The sequence below is a fragment of the Mesorhizobium sp. M0340 genome (genome assembly GCF_040321535.1).
In the GTDB taxonomy this organism is placed as follows: Bacteria; Pseudomonadota; Alphaproteobacteria; order Rhizobiales; family Rhizobiaceae; genus Mesorhizobium.
This window is the reverse complement of the sequence record NZ_JAMYRR010000036.1, coordinates 21,850-37,302: the sequence shown is the minus strand read 5'-3', so window position 1 is coordinate 37,302 and position 15,453 is coordinate 21,850. Positions and strand designations below refer to the sequence as shown.

The window sequence follows — 15,453 nt, the reverse complement described above, 5'->3', positions numbered from 1 at the left end:
GGGGGGCCCTGGCTTTGTGCGTTTTCCCCCGTGGGGGCAAAAAAAAAACCCCCCCCCCTATTGGTTTGGGGTTTGGGTGGGGGCCGGCCGGGGCCCCGCCTTCCCCAATCGCGCTGAAACCACGCTTTTCGCGAAGCCGGTAGCTGTCACTGCGGATGGTGATCACTGTCGAATGATGAAGCAGGCGATCAAGGATCGCGGTTGCCACCACGGGATCGCCAAACACGCTGCCCCATTCGCCCACCGAGCGATTGGAGGTGATCAGGATAATCCCCGCTCATAACGCCGCGACACCAGTTGGAAGAACAGATGCGCGGCATTGGCTTCGAACGGGAGATAGCCGAGCTCGTCGATGATCAACAGTTTTGGCCGCGACAGGGTCGTCAGCTGCTTTTCGAGTGAACCGTCGTCATGGCCTTGGCCAGCATCGCCACGAGCGTGGCCGCCGTGACGAACTGGGCGCTATGGTTCTGCCGGATCGCCTCGCGCCCGAGAGCCACCGCCAGATGTGTCTTGCCCGTACCCGGAGGTCCAACGAACAGGACCGTGTCGCCATGGGCAATCCAGCGGCAGGTCGCCAGCTCCCGGATTTGGCCCTGATCCAGCGACGGCTGCGCGTCGAAGTCGAAGCCGTCGAGTTCGCGCACAAACGGGAACTGCGCGATCTTGCCTGCCATGGAGATGCGCCGCTCGTCGCGCCGCGCGATCTCGCGCGTCACCAGGAAGGCCAAAGCCTCGCGCAAGGTCATTTGCGAACGCGCCGCTTCGTCCAGCAGCGTATCGAGCTGATCCCGGATCGCGGTCAGCTTCAGCCGGTCGAGCTGAGCGACCAGCATCTCGTGATCGACCGCCGTCATCACCAGCTGCCTCCCACCAGTGCCTCATATTCGGCCAGTGGCCGCAACAGAGCGGAAGGCGCAACGATATCCGCCGATCGTACCGGCGCAGTAGCGCCGACCACGCCGGCAAGATGCGCGCGCTCGACAATCCGTTGGCGACGTCCTCCGCACAAGGCATGATCCGCCACCTCGCCTGCATGACCGCACGATAACGCGGCCGCCCAACACCACGACTTGGACGCTCTCCCCGATCAGCCGCCAGGGGAACCGAGTAACTGTTCGTGTCCAGGTCGATTGCGCAGTCCGCCTGGACCTTGCGCACGAGATCCCGCAGCTGCCCAAACGGCGCCCGTAGCCGACGTTGCCGGCAGCGCCGCGATAAACAGCTTCATCTGGGAAACTGCATTGATCGGATCGGCATCGGAGAACTGCGTCCCGTCGGTCGAAACACCTGAGCAGTGCATGTTTTTGTGGGCGTAGCCGATGTTCTGCCCCATCGGCGTGTCGTCGTCCGTAGTGTACCATTGGCAGGGTCTTTGATGTCATCCGCCCAAACGGCCGCATGAACGAAGGCGTATTGGGCCTTCTTGTCATCCGCCACGCCGGCGATCCAACTCGGATAGTCGTGGTTCAGCTTGATCAACGCATCGACCTTGGCTTTCGCCTGCGGCGTCAGTTTTGAGTAGCTACGACGGCGACCTGCATGTGCCCGCCGTCCCACCAGGCCAGCGCAGGAGCCGACGACAGGATCAACGAAAGAACGGAACCAAAACGAGCGCTCCACGCATGTATTCCTCCCCGAATCCGACTTTGCTGCTTCTACCAACTGCAGACGAAGCGGCAATGACGGCAATGGTGCCTTCACGGAAGGTGTAGCCTCTTCTGGATTCGACAACAAAGGTCAAATAGCGCATGATCTTACCCGGGGTTGGGGAAATTCATTCATGGCTGTGCGCGAATTTTCGTGGGTGTGTGCGCAGTGCTCTTCTCGGGCTGTGCAGGCAACTACTTGAACCATTACGATACGGTGACACTCGCGGCTGGCGGAGCGGGCCATGCTAATCTGCTCCTCCAAACACTCGACCCGTTCAATCCGAACAGCCAGAACACGCATATCGAGGGCGACGGCGTGCGCGCTGCCGCAGTCGTCAATAGGTATCGAGGGGTGTCGGCAGCACCGACGCAATCGTCACGGCCGGGCGGCGGCGATTTGGATTGCGCAGGCGGCAAGGGAAACAATCCCGTCGTGGTTGGCCCGGTGAAGATTACCAACGGTGATCCCAACAACCTGGACCGCGATCACGACGGCGTCGGGTGCGAGTAGGGGCGGCGGACGTTGGACAGCTCTCGCTACGACAATCGATCTGCCCAATGGCGCAAACGGACTGGCGCCAAGCTGGGGCGTGCACGCAAATTGGCTGGCATACCAAAGCGGCTGATTATCGTAACCGTGGCTGCGATGGTGGCCTACGCAACGCAGTTCGTCATGCGGCACAGCGACCGCATGCCTGAGCTCAACCTGGCCAACTGGACCAGCCCGAGCCCGGCGCCGATCGCCGGTGTTGCGTCGGTGATCGATGGCGACACGATCGAAATTCACGGACAGCGGATCCGCTTTAACGGAATCGACGCGCCAGAAAGCCGGCAGTATTGCGATGACGCCAAGGGCTTCGAATATGCCTGCGGGCGCCGAGCCGCCGAGGCCCTGGACAAATTCCTGGCGACCTCGACGCCGGTCCATTGCAGCTTCGTCACCTGGGATCGTTACGGCCGTTTTGTTGGCGACTGCCGGCGCGCCGACGGTGCTGGCGTCGCCGCCTGGATGGTCGAGCACGGCCAGGCGCTCGATTGGTCTCGCTACAGCCACGGCGCGTATGCAGCGCAGCAGACCAAAGCCGAGAAGGCGAAGGTCGGCCTGTGGGTCGGAACGTTTCAGGAGCCGTGGGGTTGGCGCGCTGAGCATGCGGACAGTCAGCAGCCAGCCGTCAGTCGACCGCTCGGCATCATCAGTCGCCGGCAGATAGCGCAAAGTTACTCGTGTCAGCCGCGGCGGACTTGTTCGCAAATCGGCTCCTGCGACGAAGCCCAATGGTATCGCAGCAATTGCCCATGGGGCCGCAAGCTGGATCGTGATGGCGATGGCGTTGCATGCGAAACGCTCTGTTAGAGAACGACAAACGGCCGCGGAAGTTTTGGCCGATTTGAATAATTTGGGTGGGAGGGTAAATGGAAATCGGCCGGCGTGCCGCAGCTTCGGCCGCGGCAATTTTCGCGCTTGCAAGCGCATCGTGCACAACGTCCCAAGAGGCGCTGAACAAGAACCCCCAGGCAGTGAGCACTTCCGCCCTTTGCAGATCATATGCAACGGCGAGCAATCAAGGCTTCCGTGACGATCTCTATACGGAGCTTGCTCGGCGGTCGGTGACGCCACAGCAATGCGCCGACATGATCAGAAAACAGAACCAGGCGATCGCCGCAGGCGTGGCGATCGCCGCGGTAGGCGCTGCCATCGCGGTTTGCTCGAACAACAACTGCGCCGGCGGCGGATATGTTAGGCCGAACTATCATCAGGGTGCTGATTGGGATGAATTCTACAACCAGTACGGCCAATTGGTTTGGGCGTGCCGCGACATCTCTAGCGGGCAGTTCGTCGACTACGGCAACTGCTACGGCAAGGCACAAACGGATTGGCGTTGGCCTGCAAAGTACGCTTGATGAATGGTTTTCTTGAAGAAGGAAGGGGGAGGTTTTAGTGGACGACAAATTTTACAATCGCCTTGGCGGTGATCGCATCTCATCGCGTCAAGTCGACGAACTCATCGGACTCGCGTGCGGCCTGGCCGCGGATGGAACCATCAACAAGGCCGAGGTCGAATTCCTTCAAAAATGGTTGGCGGCGAATGCGGAAATCAGCAATCAGCCACTCATCCGAACCTTATATGGGCGCATCAATTATATCCTCTTAGACAGCGTGCTCGATTCTGACGAACACGCCGAACTTCTGGACACGCTAAACAGCTTTTCGAATCGTGATTTCGAACTCGGGGAAGTGCTAAAGCCGACAACGCTGCCACTCTGCAGGCCGGCCCCAACTTTGACCTTCGCCGGCCGGCTGTACTGTTTCACAGGCACATTCAATTTCGGTCAGCGAAAATACTGCGAACGGGCCATTGCAGATCGGGGTGGCTTCACGGGAGGTCTGAGCCAGAAGACAGAGGTTTTGGTGATAGGGGCCTATGCCACCGAATCGTGGAAGCATTCGTCATTTGGCGACAAGATCGTCAAGGCACCGACTGGCGCCACCAGGGATTGCCAATCTCGATTGTGGCCGAGAGCCATTGGGCTAGCTTTCTCTGAGAGCGGGAGCTCACGGCATGAACGTTAGACGAGGGTTCTCCCGGCTATGGTGGGCCTTCTCGGTGCCGGGAATGGCCTTTTGGCCCTGTCACGATGACTCGGCCCAGAGCTGGGCGTTATCGGGTGGATGAAGAACGAGCGCCTGATCTCCACGGTCATGTCCTCCCAACAGCAGATTGTGGACTTTATGGTCGAGCATCAGCTGCGGGATCGATATTTGCGCATTGATGCCCGTCCCTCGAACAAACAGATTGTCGACCTTGGTTTGGATTTGGCCACGCCCGCTGGGCGAGAGACGCTTCTAGGGCTAGCAGGAGGGGCGTATCACGAAGTTGCGGGCACTCCATTTATTAAGATGGGCTCGCGCACCAACGCAGCAAGACGGACTTTCCATCCATGCTCGGCAAGTGATGTGTTCCGTAGTCTTGCCATCGACGGGGTTGCGTGCGCCTCCCCCGGTTCGCTCGCCTGTCAAACCCGGACGTCATCCCGCTTTGCCGACCGTCTGCTTTCGGGAAACGCGCAAGCTGACAGGCGGTTTAGGGGACCGGAACCGGAATGTGGGGCTTCTAAAGCCGATGGCAGAAAGCGGATACGCTGTGGCGGCATTTGAGGGCACGTTCCTGCTCTTGATTATTGCCAGTGAGCTGGGCGCGCAAATCGGGAAGATGGAAGGGCCGGAGGCAGGAGCACGGCCTCAGGGCCGAGGCGCTAAGCAAGCGGGTCGGCAATGATCGCGAAAGCTCAATACGGCCTGCAGCGAAACTAAAGAAGTAGTCGCGCGTTGGACGCGGATAACGCTATTTCGTCTCTGAGTATGGTTTAGGTAAGAGTGGTCAAGCCAACGTCGCGTAAGGCAATCAATGGGTCGAACGCTAGTCAAGCGAAGTCGCCCGCTCGTGACGAGGTCATAGCGCCGCCCGCTTTCCGGCCGGTCCAACTCGCAACGCTCGTGGACACGGTCCCTGCCGGCGATCGTTGGATCCATGAGATGAAATACGACGGCTATCGTATTCTCGTTGCCGTCGGCGGTGGCGACGCGCGAGCCTACACACGGTCTGGTCTGGACTGGTCTAGCCGTTTTCCCTCAATCCTCTCCGAGGCTCGCAAGCTGAAGGTGCGCTCCGCCCTGATTGACGGCGAGGCCGTGATTGTCGATGCGGAAGGAAGATCTAACTTCCAGGCGCTTCAGAATGCATTGAAGGGTGCCCCGGCGACTATCGACTTTTATGCGTTCGATCTGCTGCAACTCGACGGCGAGGATCTGACAAGGCTTTCTCTTCTTGAGCGCAAGGCGAAGCTGGAGGCGATCTTGCCTGCGGAAAATCCGGTCCTTCGTTACTCCGACCATATCCTCGGCCGCGGAGAAGAACTGCTCGATCGCTTCTGCGCAGCCGGCCTTGAGGGCGTCATCTCAAAGCTCGCGGATTCGAGTTATGTGGCGGCCCGCGGCGCAAGCTGGCTGAAGATCAAATGCATCAGGCGGCAGGAATTTGTGATTGTCGGCTGGACGCCGTCCGACAAGGTCCGCGCGTTTCGGTCCTTGATCCTTGGCGTTCATGACGGCGGCAAGCTGCGTTACGCCGGGAAAGTCGGCACCGGCTTCGATACCGCTGAACTTCTTCGTCTCTTGAAGATCATGGCGCCGCTTGAGCAGAAGGCTGCGACCGTCGACGCACCACGCGCCGAAGTGCGCGGCGCACACTGGCTCCGTCCGAAACTGGTCGCTGAGATTGCCTTCACCGAAATGACAAATGAAGGGACGTTACGACATCCGAGCTATCTTGGTCTCCGCGAAGACAAGAAGCCGGAGGCGGTCGTGCTCGAGACGGAACGTCATGCAGCCGATCTCGCCGCGTCTGCGACAACCGCCATCGCGATAAGTAACCGTGACCGCGTCATCTATCCGGAGTCCAACATCACCAAGGGACAGCTCGCCGACCATTACGCAGCGGTCGCGGCGATCATGCTTCCTTGGGTTGGCAGCCGGCCGATCAGTCTGGTTCGATGCCCACAGGGCCGCGCGAAGAAGTGCTTCTTCCAAAAACACGACGCCGGCAGCTTTGGCGACAAAGTCCACCACGTCGGCATCACGGAGAAGGACGGGCACGAGGAACCATATCTCTATGTCGACGATGCCGACGGACTGATGACTTGCGTCCAGATGGGAACGATCGAGCTGCATGGATGGGGGGCTCGGATCGAGGATGTCGAAAAGGCCGACCGCCTCGTGTTCGACCTCGACCCCGATGAAGGCCTCGATTTTGAGGCCGTCCGCGCCGCTGCCTTTCAGTTCCGCGCTATCCTTAAATCGCTGGGGCTTACGACTTTCCCGATGCTGACGGGAGGCAAAGGAGTGCACGTCATCGCGCCGCTCACCCCTGGCGCCGAGTGGCCAGAGGTGAAGGACTTCGCGTCTCGCCTGGCGCAGGCGGTCGCCCGGAGCGATCCGGCCCATTTCACGGCCGTGTTGTCAAAGGCGCGCCGCAAAGGCCGCATCTTTGTGGACTATCTACGCAATCAGCGCGGGGCGACCGCGATCATGCCTTACAGCGCGAGATCACGTCCGGGCGCTCCTGTCGCGGCACCGATCACGTGGGCGGAGATGAAGACAATAGATGCGCCCTCTCATTTCCACGTGGGCGATGCTCCTGAATTAAAGAAACGCGCAGCCTCCAAAGCTCTGGCTGGATGGGGTCGCGCTGACCAATCCTTGCCCAATCTGTAGCGTACGTGAATAGGCAGTAAAGCCGGGATTTAAAGGGCAACGCGGCGCTCATGGCCTTGCCTGATTGGAACCTGCGGAGATCGGCCTCCGTTTGGCTGAAGCCATGGCAAAAATCAATCCGAGGACCGTCGCCAGTCTTTTGAGGGAATACGCACAACGGGCGTCTATGCGCGGCGACAATCCCTATCGCATAAAGGCATACTTGCGCGCGGCAGACAGTCTGACGGCGCTGTCGCAGCCGCTTGATCGGATCATCGCGACCGGCGCCCTCACCAGGATCCCGGGGATCGGTGACGCGATCGCAGACATCGTGACCAAGCTTTACCAAACCGGCACGCACCCAAGCCTTGAGAAGCTGCGCGAGGATGTTCCAGCGGGCGTGATGGAGCTGTTTGCCATACCTGGGCTTCGTCCCGATAAGATACTGAAGCTTCATCAGGCGCTCGGCGTGAACTCGCTGGCGGAGCTCGAGGCCGCAGCAAGAGAAGACCGCATACGCCCAGTCAAAGGCCTCGGCGCCGCGCTTCAGACAAAACTCCTGCAGAACTTGGCCATCGTGCGAAGCGGCGAAACGCAACTTCACCTGCACAAGGCCGCCGCCCTTCTCGAACATGCGGTCATATCGGTGAAGCAAGAGCATCCAGAGTTTTCGCGCGTCGAAATTGCGGGCGACTTCCGGCGCGGTTGCGAGCTCGTTTCCGACTTCGCCCTGGTAGCGCAGGGCAGAAAGTCGACGACTGGAATCGAGGATACGACGCTCAGGCTTGTTGTCACGGACAGGAAGCACTTTGGCGCGAGCCTGCTCGAAGCAACCGGTTCGGCAGACCACTTTGAGCAACTGAAGACGTTCGCGGCCGACAAGGGATTCACCCTAAACGCCGACGGGCTTCATCGCGGGAGAAAGCTGATCGCGTCAGCGACAGAAGAAGAAATCTACCAAGCTCTAGACTTGCAGTTTATCGAGCCTGAATTGCGCGAAGGCAGGAATGAGATCGAGCGAGCGGCAAAGCAGAAGCTCCCCGCCTTAATTCGGGATGAAGATCTGCATGGCATCCTGCATTCTCACACGACCGCATCCGATGGCACCGAAACGCTTGAGGCAATGGCTGAAGCCACGCGCAAGCGCGGTTTCGAATACTATGGCGTCGCCGATCATTCGCAGTCCGCTCACTACGCAGGCGGCCTTTCGTTGCAGGAGATTGCTGAACAGCACCGCGAAGCTGACCGGCTGAACAAGGCATACACTGGAAAATTTCGCATACTGAAGGGCATTGAGGCGGACATCCTGCCGGATGGCTCGCTCGATTACCCGAATGATATCTTGGAGCAGTTCGATTTCGTCGTCGCGAGCGTGCACAGCCGCTTCAAGTTGCCCAAGAAGGAACAGACGGAGCGTATCATTGAGGCGATCGGAAATCCTCGAACGACAATCATCGGGCACATGACCGGTCGCCAGCTGTTGCGCCGGCCCGGTTATGATCTTGACGTCGACAAAGTCCTCAAAGCGTGTGCAAAACACGGCGTCGCTGTCGAAATCAACGCACATCCTTGGCGACTCGACCTCGACTGGCGCTGGCATCAAAAGGCACTCGATCAGGGCTGCATCTTCAGCATCAATCCGGACGCTCATTCGATCCGCGAGCTCGACCACATGCATTGGGGTGTCGAGATGGCGCGCAAGGGCGGTGTCCCTGCGAAGCGGGTCCTGAATGCGATGCGTTTGACGGCCCTCCTTGCGCATCTCGCACGGCGCAGGCAAACGTCCTAACCTGCTTGTGCGCCCAGCCTATCAGCGCAGGAGTCCGTCATTCTCAAAATCTTCCCAGCCGCGCAAACTGGAGTGCGAGTTCTCGTCGGGGCCATAGCCAGCTGAAGCTGCAGTTCCGCGACCGCTTCTTTGAGCACGTTTGCGGCCTTCCCCGCGGCTCGCCGCATATTCTCTGCAGCTGTCGCTGCGTCCTGTTAGCGCCAGACCGTAACCAGGTCGCGGTCAAGCACATCCTCCACGTGCTGCGGGTCGAACACGTGAAAGGTGATGTTGCTTGCCCGCCCGCGGAGTTTCACCGTTTTCGTCCCGGCGCTCTGCAAGCGACCATCTTTCAGCCAGCGGTGCCGTTCGGCCGTCGAGATCGTCAGAATGTCCTCGACTTCACGGGGGATGACGGGCAGGTCTTCGATATTCTCCAGTGCTTTGGATACGATCCGAATACCACCTGCACATCGCTCTCGGCGCCCTCAGACAGGCGCAGGGTAAGCACGTGGGACTCGATATGGAGCAGTTTCCTGAACTCCGTTGGAAGGCGGGCGCGTATTTCGAGAAAAATACCCCTCGCTCTGACGGACGATCCAAGCGTTGCGGCCGGGGTTAAAACCACTCTCCAATCAGCTTTGCTGCTGCATTGATTTTTCGGCGCGTGGACATGCCCCTTTATATAGGTCACCGATTGTCGGCAGCGATGAGCCTATCGCAAGCCAACAGAGTTCTAATCCGCCAGGGTCTGAACCACGATGCCCAAAGCCGCAACCACGATTGTTAGCGGGGCCGCTTGCAACTCCGGCTAACAGGAAGCGGCAGAGTTGATCTCAAGTGCGATATCAGGCGCGTTGCCGCCTGGCGGCTTTTTGGGGACCTTTGCTGTCCGTCCGGTTATTGCCGAGGGATCAGTTAAAGCCGCCGTTCGGCTCACGACCTCTTCGCGGAATACGAGGCAAGTTTATATCCCGCGGAAGCCGAGGTCGCGTCCCTACAGGTGGTGTAGCTCGGCGGTAGCGAAGCCGCTCGCGGCAGGCGCAAAGCTTCCTGGAGTGATGCTCGGCTGGCGGCAATTTGATCGCCAGCCGAGTTGAGTGCAGCCGGTGGTCGCGGGAGGCTAGCCAGCACACGCTGGTGATTCTAACCTGAGCCGATGTGCCAATCAGCAACCTTCACCGGTCTTTTTCACCTGGCCCGGCGCGGCAGTGTTGGCTGCCGTGTCCTGCTGACCAGGCGCAGCCTGCTGAGCGCTGCCAGTCTGCTGGCCGGGCGCGCAGTCCCTGGCCGAGTTCGGATTCGTGGTGCCGCTGGTGGTGGTCGTGTCGGTGCCCTGATCGCCGGACACGTTGGTCCCGCTGCTCGTCGTGCCGGTGCCCTGATCCGTCGTACTGGGCATGGTTGTCGTGGTCGAGGTTCCGCTCGTCGAGGTTCCGCTCGCAGTTCCGCTCGTCGTCTGGGCAAAGGAAAGCCCAGCCGACACCGCCAGCACGGCCGAAGCCAAAAGGATGCGTTTCATCTTCTTTCTCCTGTCTGAATGCGCGGGATGCGCCTGGCAAATCGAACAGGCAGACAGAAGGAGTGTTCCCCGATGGAGTTCAACTTTTGTAACTTTGGTCGTAGGTCAGCCTTAGGATGGCGGGCGTATATTAGAAGCCTCTTGAAGAAGACACTGCCCGCACCAGAATCCATGGCATGGCTCGGGGAATAGGCATTGGTGACCAGGTGGCGATTACTGCCAGGGTTCGAGGGCGGATAACAGAGGACCGCGTAAGCGTCTCTATCCCAGGTTACGACTTCCCATATTCCATCATCGACCACACCAAGGTGAACCGAGGCCAGCAAATCGACCTGAAAGGCGAGGTCACGCGCATCGACGAGGACACCGTGACGATCGACCTCGGGCCGCTGGTCACGGTCGACCGTGACAAGGTCCGGCTAGTGGAGAAATATCGGCCGCCAAGACGACGAAAGGCACTTGCAGATGCCCCGGGCTAGAACCGACAACATCGCGACAGGCTATAGGGGCAGGCCGCATAACGGGCCGGTAGAGAACGAGTCGAAGCATTTTGTCTACTGCCCAGTCTGCGGCCAAACGTTCGACGCGCGTGATCTTGGACAGGTGTTCCACCACGCTGAGCCGCAGCACGAGCCGCTTCCGGTCGAGCAATAGTCCAGCTGGTTGAGCTCTGGCGCCAGACCGACGTCGCCGACGTACGTTGGATGAGAAAGGGTGCTCCGTGCACAGCGCCTTCCCCGCGCGCCGATGCTCCACCTGGACCACAAAAAAGTCCCGCCGCGCTGCCAGGACGGCGGGACCGATCAAGCGCCTTGCACCAGGCGGGGGGACGCGGGGTTGGGCTTTCCAAGTGAGCGCCGACCGTAAGCGACCCTAAGCGCAACAGCGGCAACGCGTCCACCAACCGCCGGTTGGACACAGGACGATTGAGCCACCGGCAGGGTCAGGTCATCCCGGGTCGCTATCGCTCGCGAACCAGACGGTAGCGGAAACAGTTGCGGATATGGTCGTTGAAATAGCGGCCCTTGGCGAACGCCGCCCGGAACGCGGCAAAGGTTTCCGGCGGTACCCCCTCAAACTCGTACCGTTTACCGCTGGCGACGAACCACACCGAGAGAATTCTTCTGTCGGGATCGTATTCCGTTTTGCGTATCGATGTGGAGGGCATGGCAGCGGCTCGAGTCGAAAAGCAATCAACGAGCGGAGAGGCCGTCGCGTTCCTTGTGACTGCGGTGGTGCGGTGAGGCACAAGGCTCAATGCGGAGCGCCAGCCGCCGCGATCAGCGCCTCGTCGAGAATCCACTTCAGCTTCGCCGAACGCTGGTAGCTTCATCTGCCTGCCGTTCCTACTTGCCAGGAACGACATGCATCGGTCGCAGTATGCCATGCGGGGACCTTCAATATGTCGCCGTATGTCGCCGCGTCGGATGGCCAGGAAGCGGCCAGTGCCAGTTGGACTTGTATTGGAGCGGCGTAGCGGCGAGCGTCCACGGGCCGTTTCCTTGCGCCGGTCTTCCGCGATCTTAGCCTTTCCCAACGCATCGCTGCAGGATTTTCGCGAGGTGAATTGAGACCCGCCACGCTGTCAGGAGCCGTTCGGCGGGCTCTACTCCGGAACAATGTCTTCTTCTGAAAGTTTTCCTTAGATCGCAAAGGAGATTCGAGATGTCAGAAGGACGGGAATGGTTTGTCCAATGGCTTAGAGATGCTCATGCCATGGAAGAGCAGGCCGAAACGATGTTGAACGGGCAGTTGAGCCGTATCGAGAATTATCCCGAACTGAGCGACCGAATGCGACAGCACCTCGACGAAACCAAGCAGCAGGCTGCTCGGCTGAAGACTTGTCTCGATCAGATGGACGAGGGTTCATCCATGATGAAGGATGCTGGCGGTAAACTGACGGCGATGGCGCAATCGCTGAGCGGCGTCTTCGCTGGAGACGAGGTGATGAAAGGATCGCTCGCGAGCTACACGTTCGAGCACATGGAAATCGCCTCCTACACGATCCTGATTGCCGCTGCTCGATCGCTCGGCGAAACTGAGGTTCTTCGGGCTTGCGAAGAGAATCTGCGAGAGGAAGTCGCGATGGCGGATTGGCTGAAATCCCGTCTTCCCTCCACGACCGAGCAGTTCCTTGTGCGGGCCGAAGCGGACAGCGACAGCGCCAAGCGGTGATAGCGCGTCCCGTTCGTGGACGCTAGGCAACGAACACGCCTAGCAGGCGATCGTCGAGCTGCGCATTTCGAGAAATTGCAACGACGAGCGATGCTAATATTGCGGCGTCGTCACTTAGAGAGTCGAAGCGTTCGTCTGCGCAAGCCTGGTCAAATACGCATTGGCAATAGCCAGATCGGAAGGGCTAGCGCAGCGCTCGGCGAGATCAAGCTCGAATGGGCGTGTTAAAACGTTCGAAACGAGGTCGCGATAGCGGAATGCCCGAGAACACTGGTCCCCGACGACTGAGCAGTTGCGCGCGCGGGCACCGGCAGCGCCAAGCCGGATCGGAGAAAGTTCGTCCCGACAGCGGACAGAGAGCGCCAGCGATTCGATGAGAAACTGACCAACAAGCAGCTCCTTAGCGGAAGTCATCATCTGCTGATCGGCTTCCGTAATCTCATACCCCTCCTTCTTGTTAAGAAACTCGTCCATTGCCATGGGGTCCATAGGCTCGGGCAACTCACCCGGGAGATCGATATCCACACATTTAACACTAGTAACACTAGCTAGGTATCCAATCGTCGACCTCATCGCGGCACAAAGGGCGCTGGACGCCCTGAACCGTTGAGGTCGCACCATCTGCGTCGGTTCCGACAACGTGGTTCGATCTCGCGTGCCACCGGCTGATAAGGCACGTGAAGCCGGCGTCTCCAATGCGCTTTTCCCTAGCTTGTGGTACTATCAGTCGCGCAGTGTGATGCTATCCAATGAGGGGCAGTCATGGAGCGAAAGCTCGCTGCCATTCTTGCCGCGGACGTGGTCGGCTACTCCGCACTGATGGAGCAGGACGAACAGGGCACGTTCGAGCGTCTCAAGGCAGGCCGCAAGGAACTATTCGAACCCGAAATTGCCCGCCACCATGGCCATACCTTCAAGCTGATGGGCGACGGCCTGCTGGCAGAGTTCTCCAGTGTCGTGGACGCGGTCGAATGTGCCGTGTCGTTGCAGCACGCCCTGGCGGAACGCAACGCCGCCGTTTCCGAGGACCATCGGATTCGCGTCAGGATCGGGATCAATCTCGGCGAGGTGATTGTCGAGGGCGAGGACCGCTATGGCGAGGGCGTCAACGTCGCTGCCAGGCTCCAACAACTGGCGGAACCTGGCGGCATCTGTGTCTCGGCAAAGGTCGCAAAAGAGGTTGAGAAGAAGTTGGCTTTCGGCTTTGAGCCGATGGGCCAACAGAAGCTGAAGAACATCGCAGAACCGGTGCAGGCGTACCGGGTGCTGGTCGATCCCGCGGTGGCGGGAAAGCCCATGGCTGTCAATCGACACCCACGCTTCAGGCGCAATCTGGCCGTCGCTATTGGGGTCCTTGTTATCGCAGTAGGCCTTGCAGCAGCGTGGTGGCGACCGTGGGAGTCACCGCCTCGGCCCACCGCTCTGACGGCCAATGCGAAAGCCGACCCCCGGCCATCCCTCGTCGTGCTTCCATTTGACAATCTCAGCGACGACAAGGCGCAAGGCTATCTGGCAGACGGTTTCACCGAGGACCTGACCACAGAACTTGCACGCGTGCCCGGCCTGTTCGTCATATCGCGAAACGCGGCTTCCACCTACAAGGACACGGAGACTAAACCCGCTGAGGTCGCCGCAGCGCTTGGTGTCCGGTACATACTGGAGGGTTCGATACGTCGGGTCGGCGACGACATGCGTATCAACGCGCAATTGATCGACGGCTCGACCACCGGTCATCTCTGGGCAGAACGTTTCGACGGCCAGTGGACGGATGTGTTTGCGCTGCAGGACAAGGTCGTCGTCAGCATCGCAGGCGCGCTCAAGCTCCGTCTCGTCAGCGCCCAAGGCAAGGCAGATGTCGCGGGCGGCACGCGCAATCCTGCAGCCTACGAAGCTTACCTCCAGGGCCTGGAAATCTACAATCGTCGCAATACTCCAGACGAGTTTGCGCAGGCGGTGAGGTTTCTCCAGCAGGCGCTGGAACTCGATCCGAATTTCGGCGCGGCGGCAGCCTCGCTCGCATGGGCCTATTGGGAGATGGACGGGCCGCGGGGCAAGGCTTTGGCCGTTTCGGATATTGGCGCGCTTTACAACGTCTACAAGTACCTGGACCAAGCGGCCAAGCATCCTTCGCCCTCCTACTATCAGCTCGTCGCCAGTTTGCTAGTTCGCGAACACCGGTCCGACGAGGCAGTCGCGGTTATGTTCAAGGCAGTGGCGCTCGATCCGAGCGATCCCCTGAACTATGTCGGGCTGGCAGAAGCCCTCAATTTCAATGGCAGGCCGAACGAGGCGCGCGACTACCTCGTCGCGGCCAACCGTGTCGACCCAGGCGGCAACGACCATCGGCACTACCTGGCTGGGCTGGCTGAATTTGGCCAGGGTCGTTTCGAGGAAGCTGTCGACTACCTTGAAAGGATCGATCTCCAATCGCCCGATCCATGGCCGAAATTCTATGGCCTGCAGGTGTTGGTTTCGGCCTACGCACATCTCGGGCGCAGCGACCAGGTCGCGGCCTATAGTGACAGGCTAAGGAACGTCATGTTGGAACGAAAGGATGGAGGGGCAAATCAGCTGGTCACGCAGAGGTATTTTGTGTTCAAGAACCCGACTGACATCGGGCGTCTGCTGGACGGCCTGGACAAGGCCGGTTTGCCGGAGTTGCCGGAAGAGGTCGATCTGGATGCGAAGGACCGGCTTACCGGTTCGGAGATCAGGTCGCTCATCCTCGGTCGTGACCTCCGCGGGGGAGGCGCATGGATAGACAAAGGAACCAGCTGGGTGCAGCAGAACTTCCTGTGCGACGCCATTCCGAAAGTTCAGACAACCTGCGGCGCGATCTTCCGGAATCCTGCCGGGACGCCGGAGCGACGCAACGAGTATACGGCAGTCTTCCGTTTCGATCGTTTTGAGTTTTCGACCGTCAAATAAGACCACCCCGGACCTGCCGGCGATATTCCATTCCGAACCAAAACTGCATGCGGACCTTTCTGCCCGCTGATCCCGCCACGACGAGCGCAACGCAACGGTCTCGACCGACGCTGATGATGCAGTAAATGACCGCCTCAACGCTTCGCCTTCGGTGCCT

General features: G+C 59.9%; 12 protein-coding genes and 4 pseudogenes. 9 read left to right on the top strand and 7 right to left on the bottom strand.

The features are described from left to right. Positions 1-57: 57 nt before the first annotated feature. From istB to NKI79_RS30435, 3 genes and pseudogenes are all read right to left on the bottom strand, one after another. Positions 58-857 (bottom strand): annotated as a pseudogene (gene istB / locus NKI79_RS30445) (IS21-like element helper ATPase IstB). Continuing rightward, a pseudogene (locus tag NKI79_RS30440) lies at positions 857-1,197 on the bottom strand (Mu transposase domain-containing protein); the annotation flags it as partial. The pseudogenes istB and NKI79_RS30440, both read right to left, overlap by 1 nt. Positions 1,198-1,588: 391 nt before the next feature. Next, positions 1,589-1,753, bottom strand: a complete 165-nt coding sequence (locus tag NKI79_RS30435) for a hypothetical protein (RefSeq protein WP_352806813.1) — start codon at positions 1,751-1,753, stop codon at positions 1,589-1,591. A 95-nt stretch (positions 1,754-1,848) separates the two neighbouring features. Here NKI79_RS30435 and NKI79_RS30430 point away from each other — a divergent pair, with 95 nt between their 5' ends. The 6 genes from NKI79_RS30430 to NKI79_RS30405 all read left to right on the top strand — a co-directional run bounded on the left by NKI79_RS30430 (position 1,849) and on the right by NKI79_RS30405 (position 8,692). Continuing rightward, positions 1,849-2,163 carry an excalibur calcium-binding domain-containing protein gene (locus tag NKI79_RS30430; RefSeq protein ID WP_352806811.1) on the top strand — a complete coding sequence of 105 codons (315 nt, stop codon included), beginning with the start codon at positions 1,849-1,851 and terminating at the stop codon, positions 2,161-2,163. A 246-nt stretch (positions 2,164-2,409) separates the two neighbouring features. Beyond that, positions 2,410-3,006 carry a thermonuclease family protein gene (locus NKI79_RS30425; protein ID WP_352806809.1) on the top strand — a complete coding sequence of 199 codons (597 nt, stop codon included), beginning with the start codon at positions 2,410-2,412 and terminating at the stop codon, positions 3,004-3,006. Between the two features lie 59 nt (positions 3,007-3,065). After that, entirely contained in the window at positions 3,066-3,554 is a 489-nt protein-coding gene (locus NKI79_RS30420; protein ID WP_352806808.1) for a hypothetical protein, read from the top strand. A 37-nt stretch (positions 3,555-3,591) separates the two neighbouring features. After that, positions 3,592-4,224, top strand: a complete 633-nt coding sequence (locus NKI79_RS30415) for a BRCT domain-containing protein (protein ID WP_352806805.1) — start codon at positions 3,592-3,594, stop codon at positions 4,222-4,224. 804 nt (positions 4,225-5,028) lie between these two features. After that, on the top strand, positions 5,029-6,924 hold the full coding sequence (ligD, locus tag NKI79_RS30410) for a DNA ligase D (RefSeq protein ID WP_352806803.1): 1,896 nt from the start codon (positions 5,029-5,031) through the stop codon (positions 6,922-6,924). A 103-nt stretch (positions 6,925-7,027) separates the two neighbouring features. Further along, complete coding sequence (locus NKI79_RS30405; protein WP_352806816.1) at positions 7,028-8,692, top strand: DNA polymerase/3'-5' exonuclease PolX; 1,665 nt, start codon at positions 7,028-7,030, stop codon at positions 8,690-8,692. Between the two features lie 21 nt (positions 8,693-8,713). On the opposite strand, the pseudogene NKI79_RS30400 reads toward NKI79_RS30405, so the two are convergent. Both NKI79_RS30400 and NKI79_RS30395 read right to left on the bottom strand, forming a co-directional pair. Then, positions 8,714-9,299 (bottom strand): annotated as a pseudogene (locus tag NKI79_RS30400) (hypothetical protein). Positions 9,300-9,839: 540 nt separating this feature from the next. After that, positions 9,840-10,193 carry a hypothetical protein gene (locus tag NKI79_RS30395; RefSeq protein WP_352806801.1) on the bottom strand — a complete coding sequence of 118 codons (354 nt, stop codon included), beginning with the start codon at positions 10,191-10,193 and terminating at the stop codon, positions 9,840-9,842. A gap of 176 nt (positions 10,194-10,369) precedes the next feature. Between NKI79_RS30395 and NKI79_RS30390 the strand changes: the two genes are divergently transcribed. Further along, positions 10,370-10,672 carry a hypothetical protein gene (locus NKI79_RS30390; RefSeq protein ID WP_352806800.1) on the top strand — a complete coding sequence of 101 codons (303 nt, stop codon included), beginning with the start codon at positions 10,370-10,372 and terminating at the stop codon, positions 10,670-10,672. A gap of 482 nt (positions 10,673-11,154) precedes the next feature. Here the strand turns inward: NKI79_RS30390 and NKI79_RS30385 are convergent, their stop codons facing one another. Further along, positions 11,155-11,526: a KTSC domain-containing protein gene (locus NKI79_RS30385; protein ID WP_352806799.1), complete on the bottom strand. Its 372-nt coding sequence runs from the start codon at positions 11,524-11,526 to the stop codon at positions 11,155-11,157. Positions 11,527-11,858: 332 nt separating this feature from the next. On the opposite strand from NKI79_RS30385, the gene NKI79_RS30380 reads away from it, so the two are divergent. Continuing rightward, positions 11,859-12,368, top strand: a complete 510-nt coding sequence (locus tag NKI79_RS30380; protein ID WP_352806797.1) for a ferritin-like domain-containing protein — start codon at positions 11,859-11,861, stop codon at positions 12,366-12,368. Positions 12,369-12,737: 369 nt separating this feature from the next. Here the strand turns inward: NKI79_RS30380 and NKI79_RS30375 are convergent. Next, positions 12,738-12,890 (bottom strand): annotated as a pseudogene (locus NKI79_RS30375) (AhpC/TSA family protein); the annotation flags it as partial. Between the two features lie 240 nt (positions 12,891-13,130). Here NKI79_RS30375 and NKI79_RS30370 point away from each other — a divergent pair. Continuing rightward, the gene (locus NKI79_RS30370) at positions 13,131-15,296 is read left to right on the top strand and encodes an adenylate/guanylate cyclase domain-containing protein (RefSeq protein ID WP_352806795.1); all 2,166 of its coding nucleotides are present in this window, start codon (positions 13,131-13,133) and stop codon (positions 15,294-15,296) included. Positions 15,297-15,453: the final 157 nt, after the last annotated feature.

What these genes read in the sequence shown, in the direction of transcription:
- NKI79_RS30370 (WP_352806795.1), top strand. Translation starts at nt 13,131, where the DNA reads ATGGAGCGAAAGCTCGCTGCCATTCTTGCCGCGGACGTGGTCGGCTAC.
- NKI79_RS30395 (WP_352806801.1), bottom strand. Translation starts at nt 10,193, where the DNA reads ATGAAACGCATCCTTTTGGCTTCGGCCGTGCTGGCGGTGTCGGCTGGG.
- NKI79_RS30380 (WP_352806797.1), top strand. Translation starts at nt 11,859, where the DNA reads ATGTCAGAAGGACGGGAATGGTTTGTCCAATGGCTTAGAGATGCTCAT.
- NKI79_RS30385 (WP_352806799.1), bottom strand. Translation starts at nt 11,526, where the DNA reads ATGAAGCTACCAGCGTTCGGCGAAGCTGAAGTGGATTCTCGACGAGGC.
- NKI79_RS30420 (WP_352806808.1), top strand. Translation starts at nt 3,066, where the DNA reads ATGGAAATCGGCCGGCGTGCCGCAGCTTCGGCCGCGGCAATTTTCGCG.
- NKI79_RS30390 (WP_352806800.1), top strand. Translation starts at nt 10,370, where the DNA reads ATGGCTCGGGGAATAGGCATTGGTGACCAGGTGGCGATTACTGCCAGG.
- NKI79_RS30405 (WP_352806816.1), top strand. Translation starts at nt 7,028, where the DNA reads ATGGCAAAAATCAATCCGAGGACCGTCGCCAGTCTTTTGAGGGAATAC.
- NKI79_RS30435 (WP_352806813.1), bottom strand. Translation starts at nt 1,753, where the DNA reads ATGCGCTATTTGACCTTTGTTGTCGAATCCAGAAGAGGCTACACCTTC.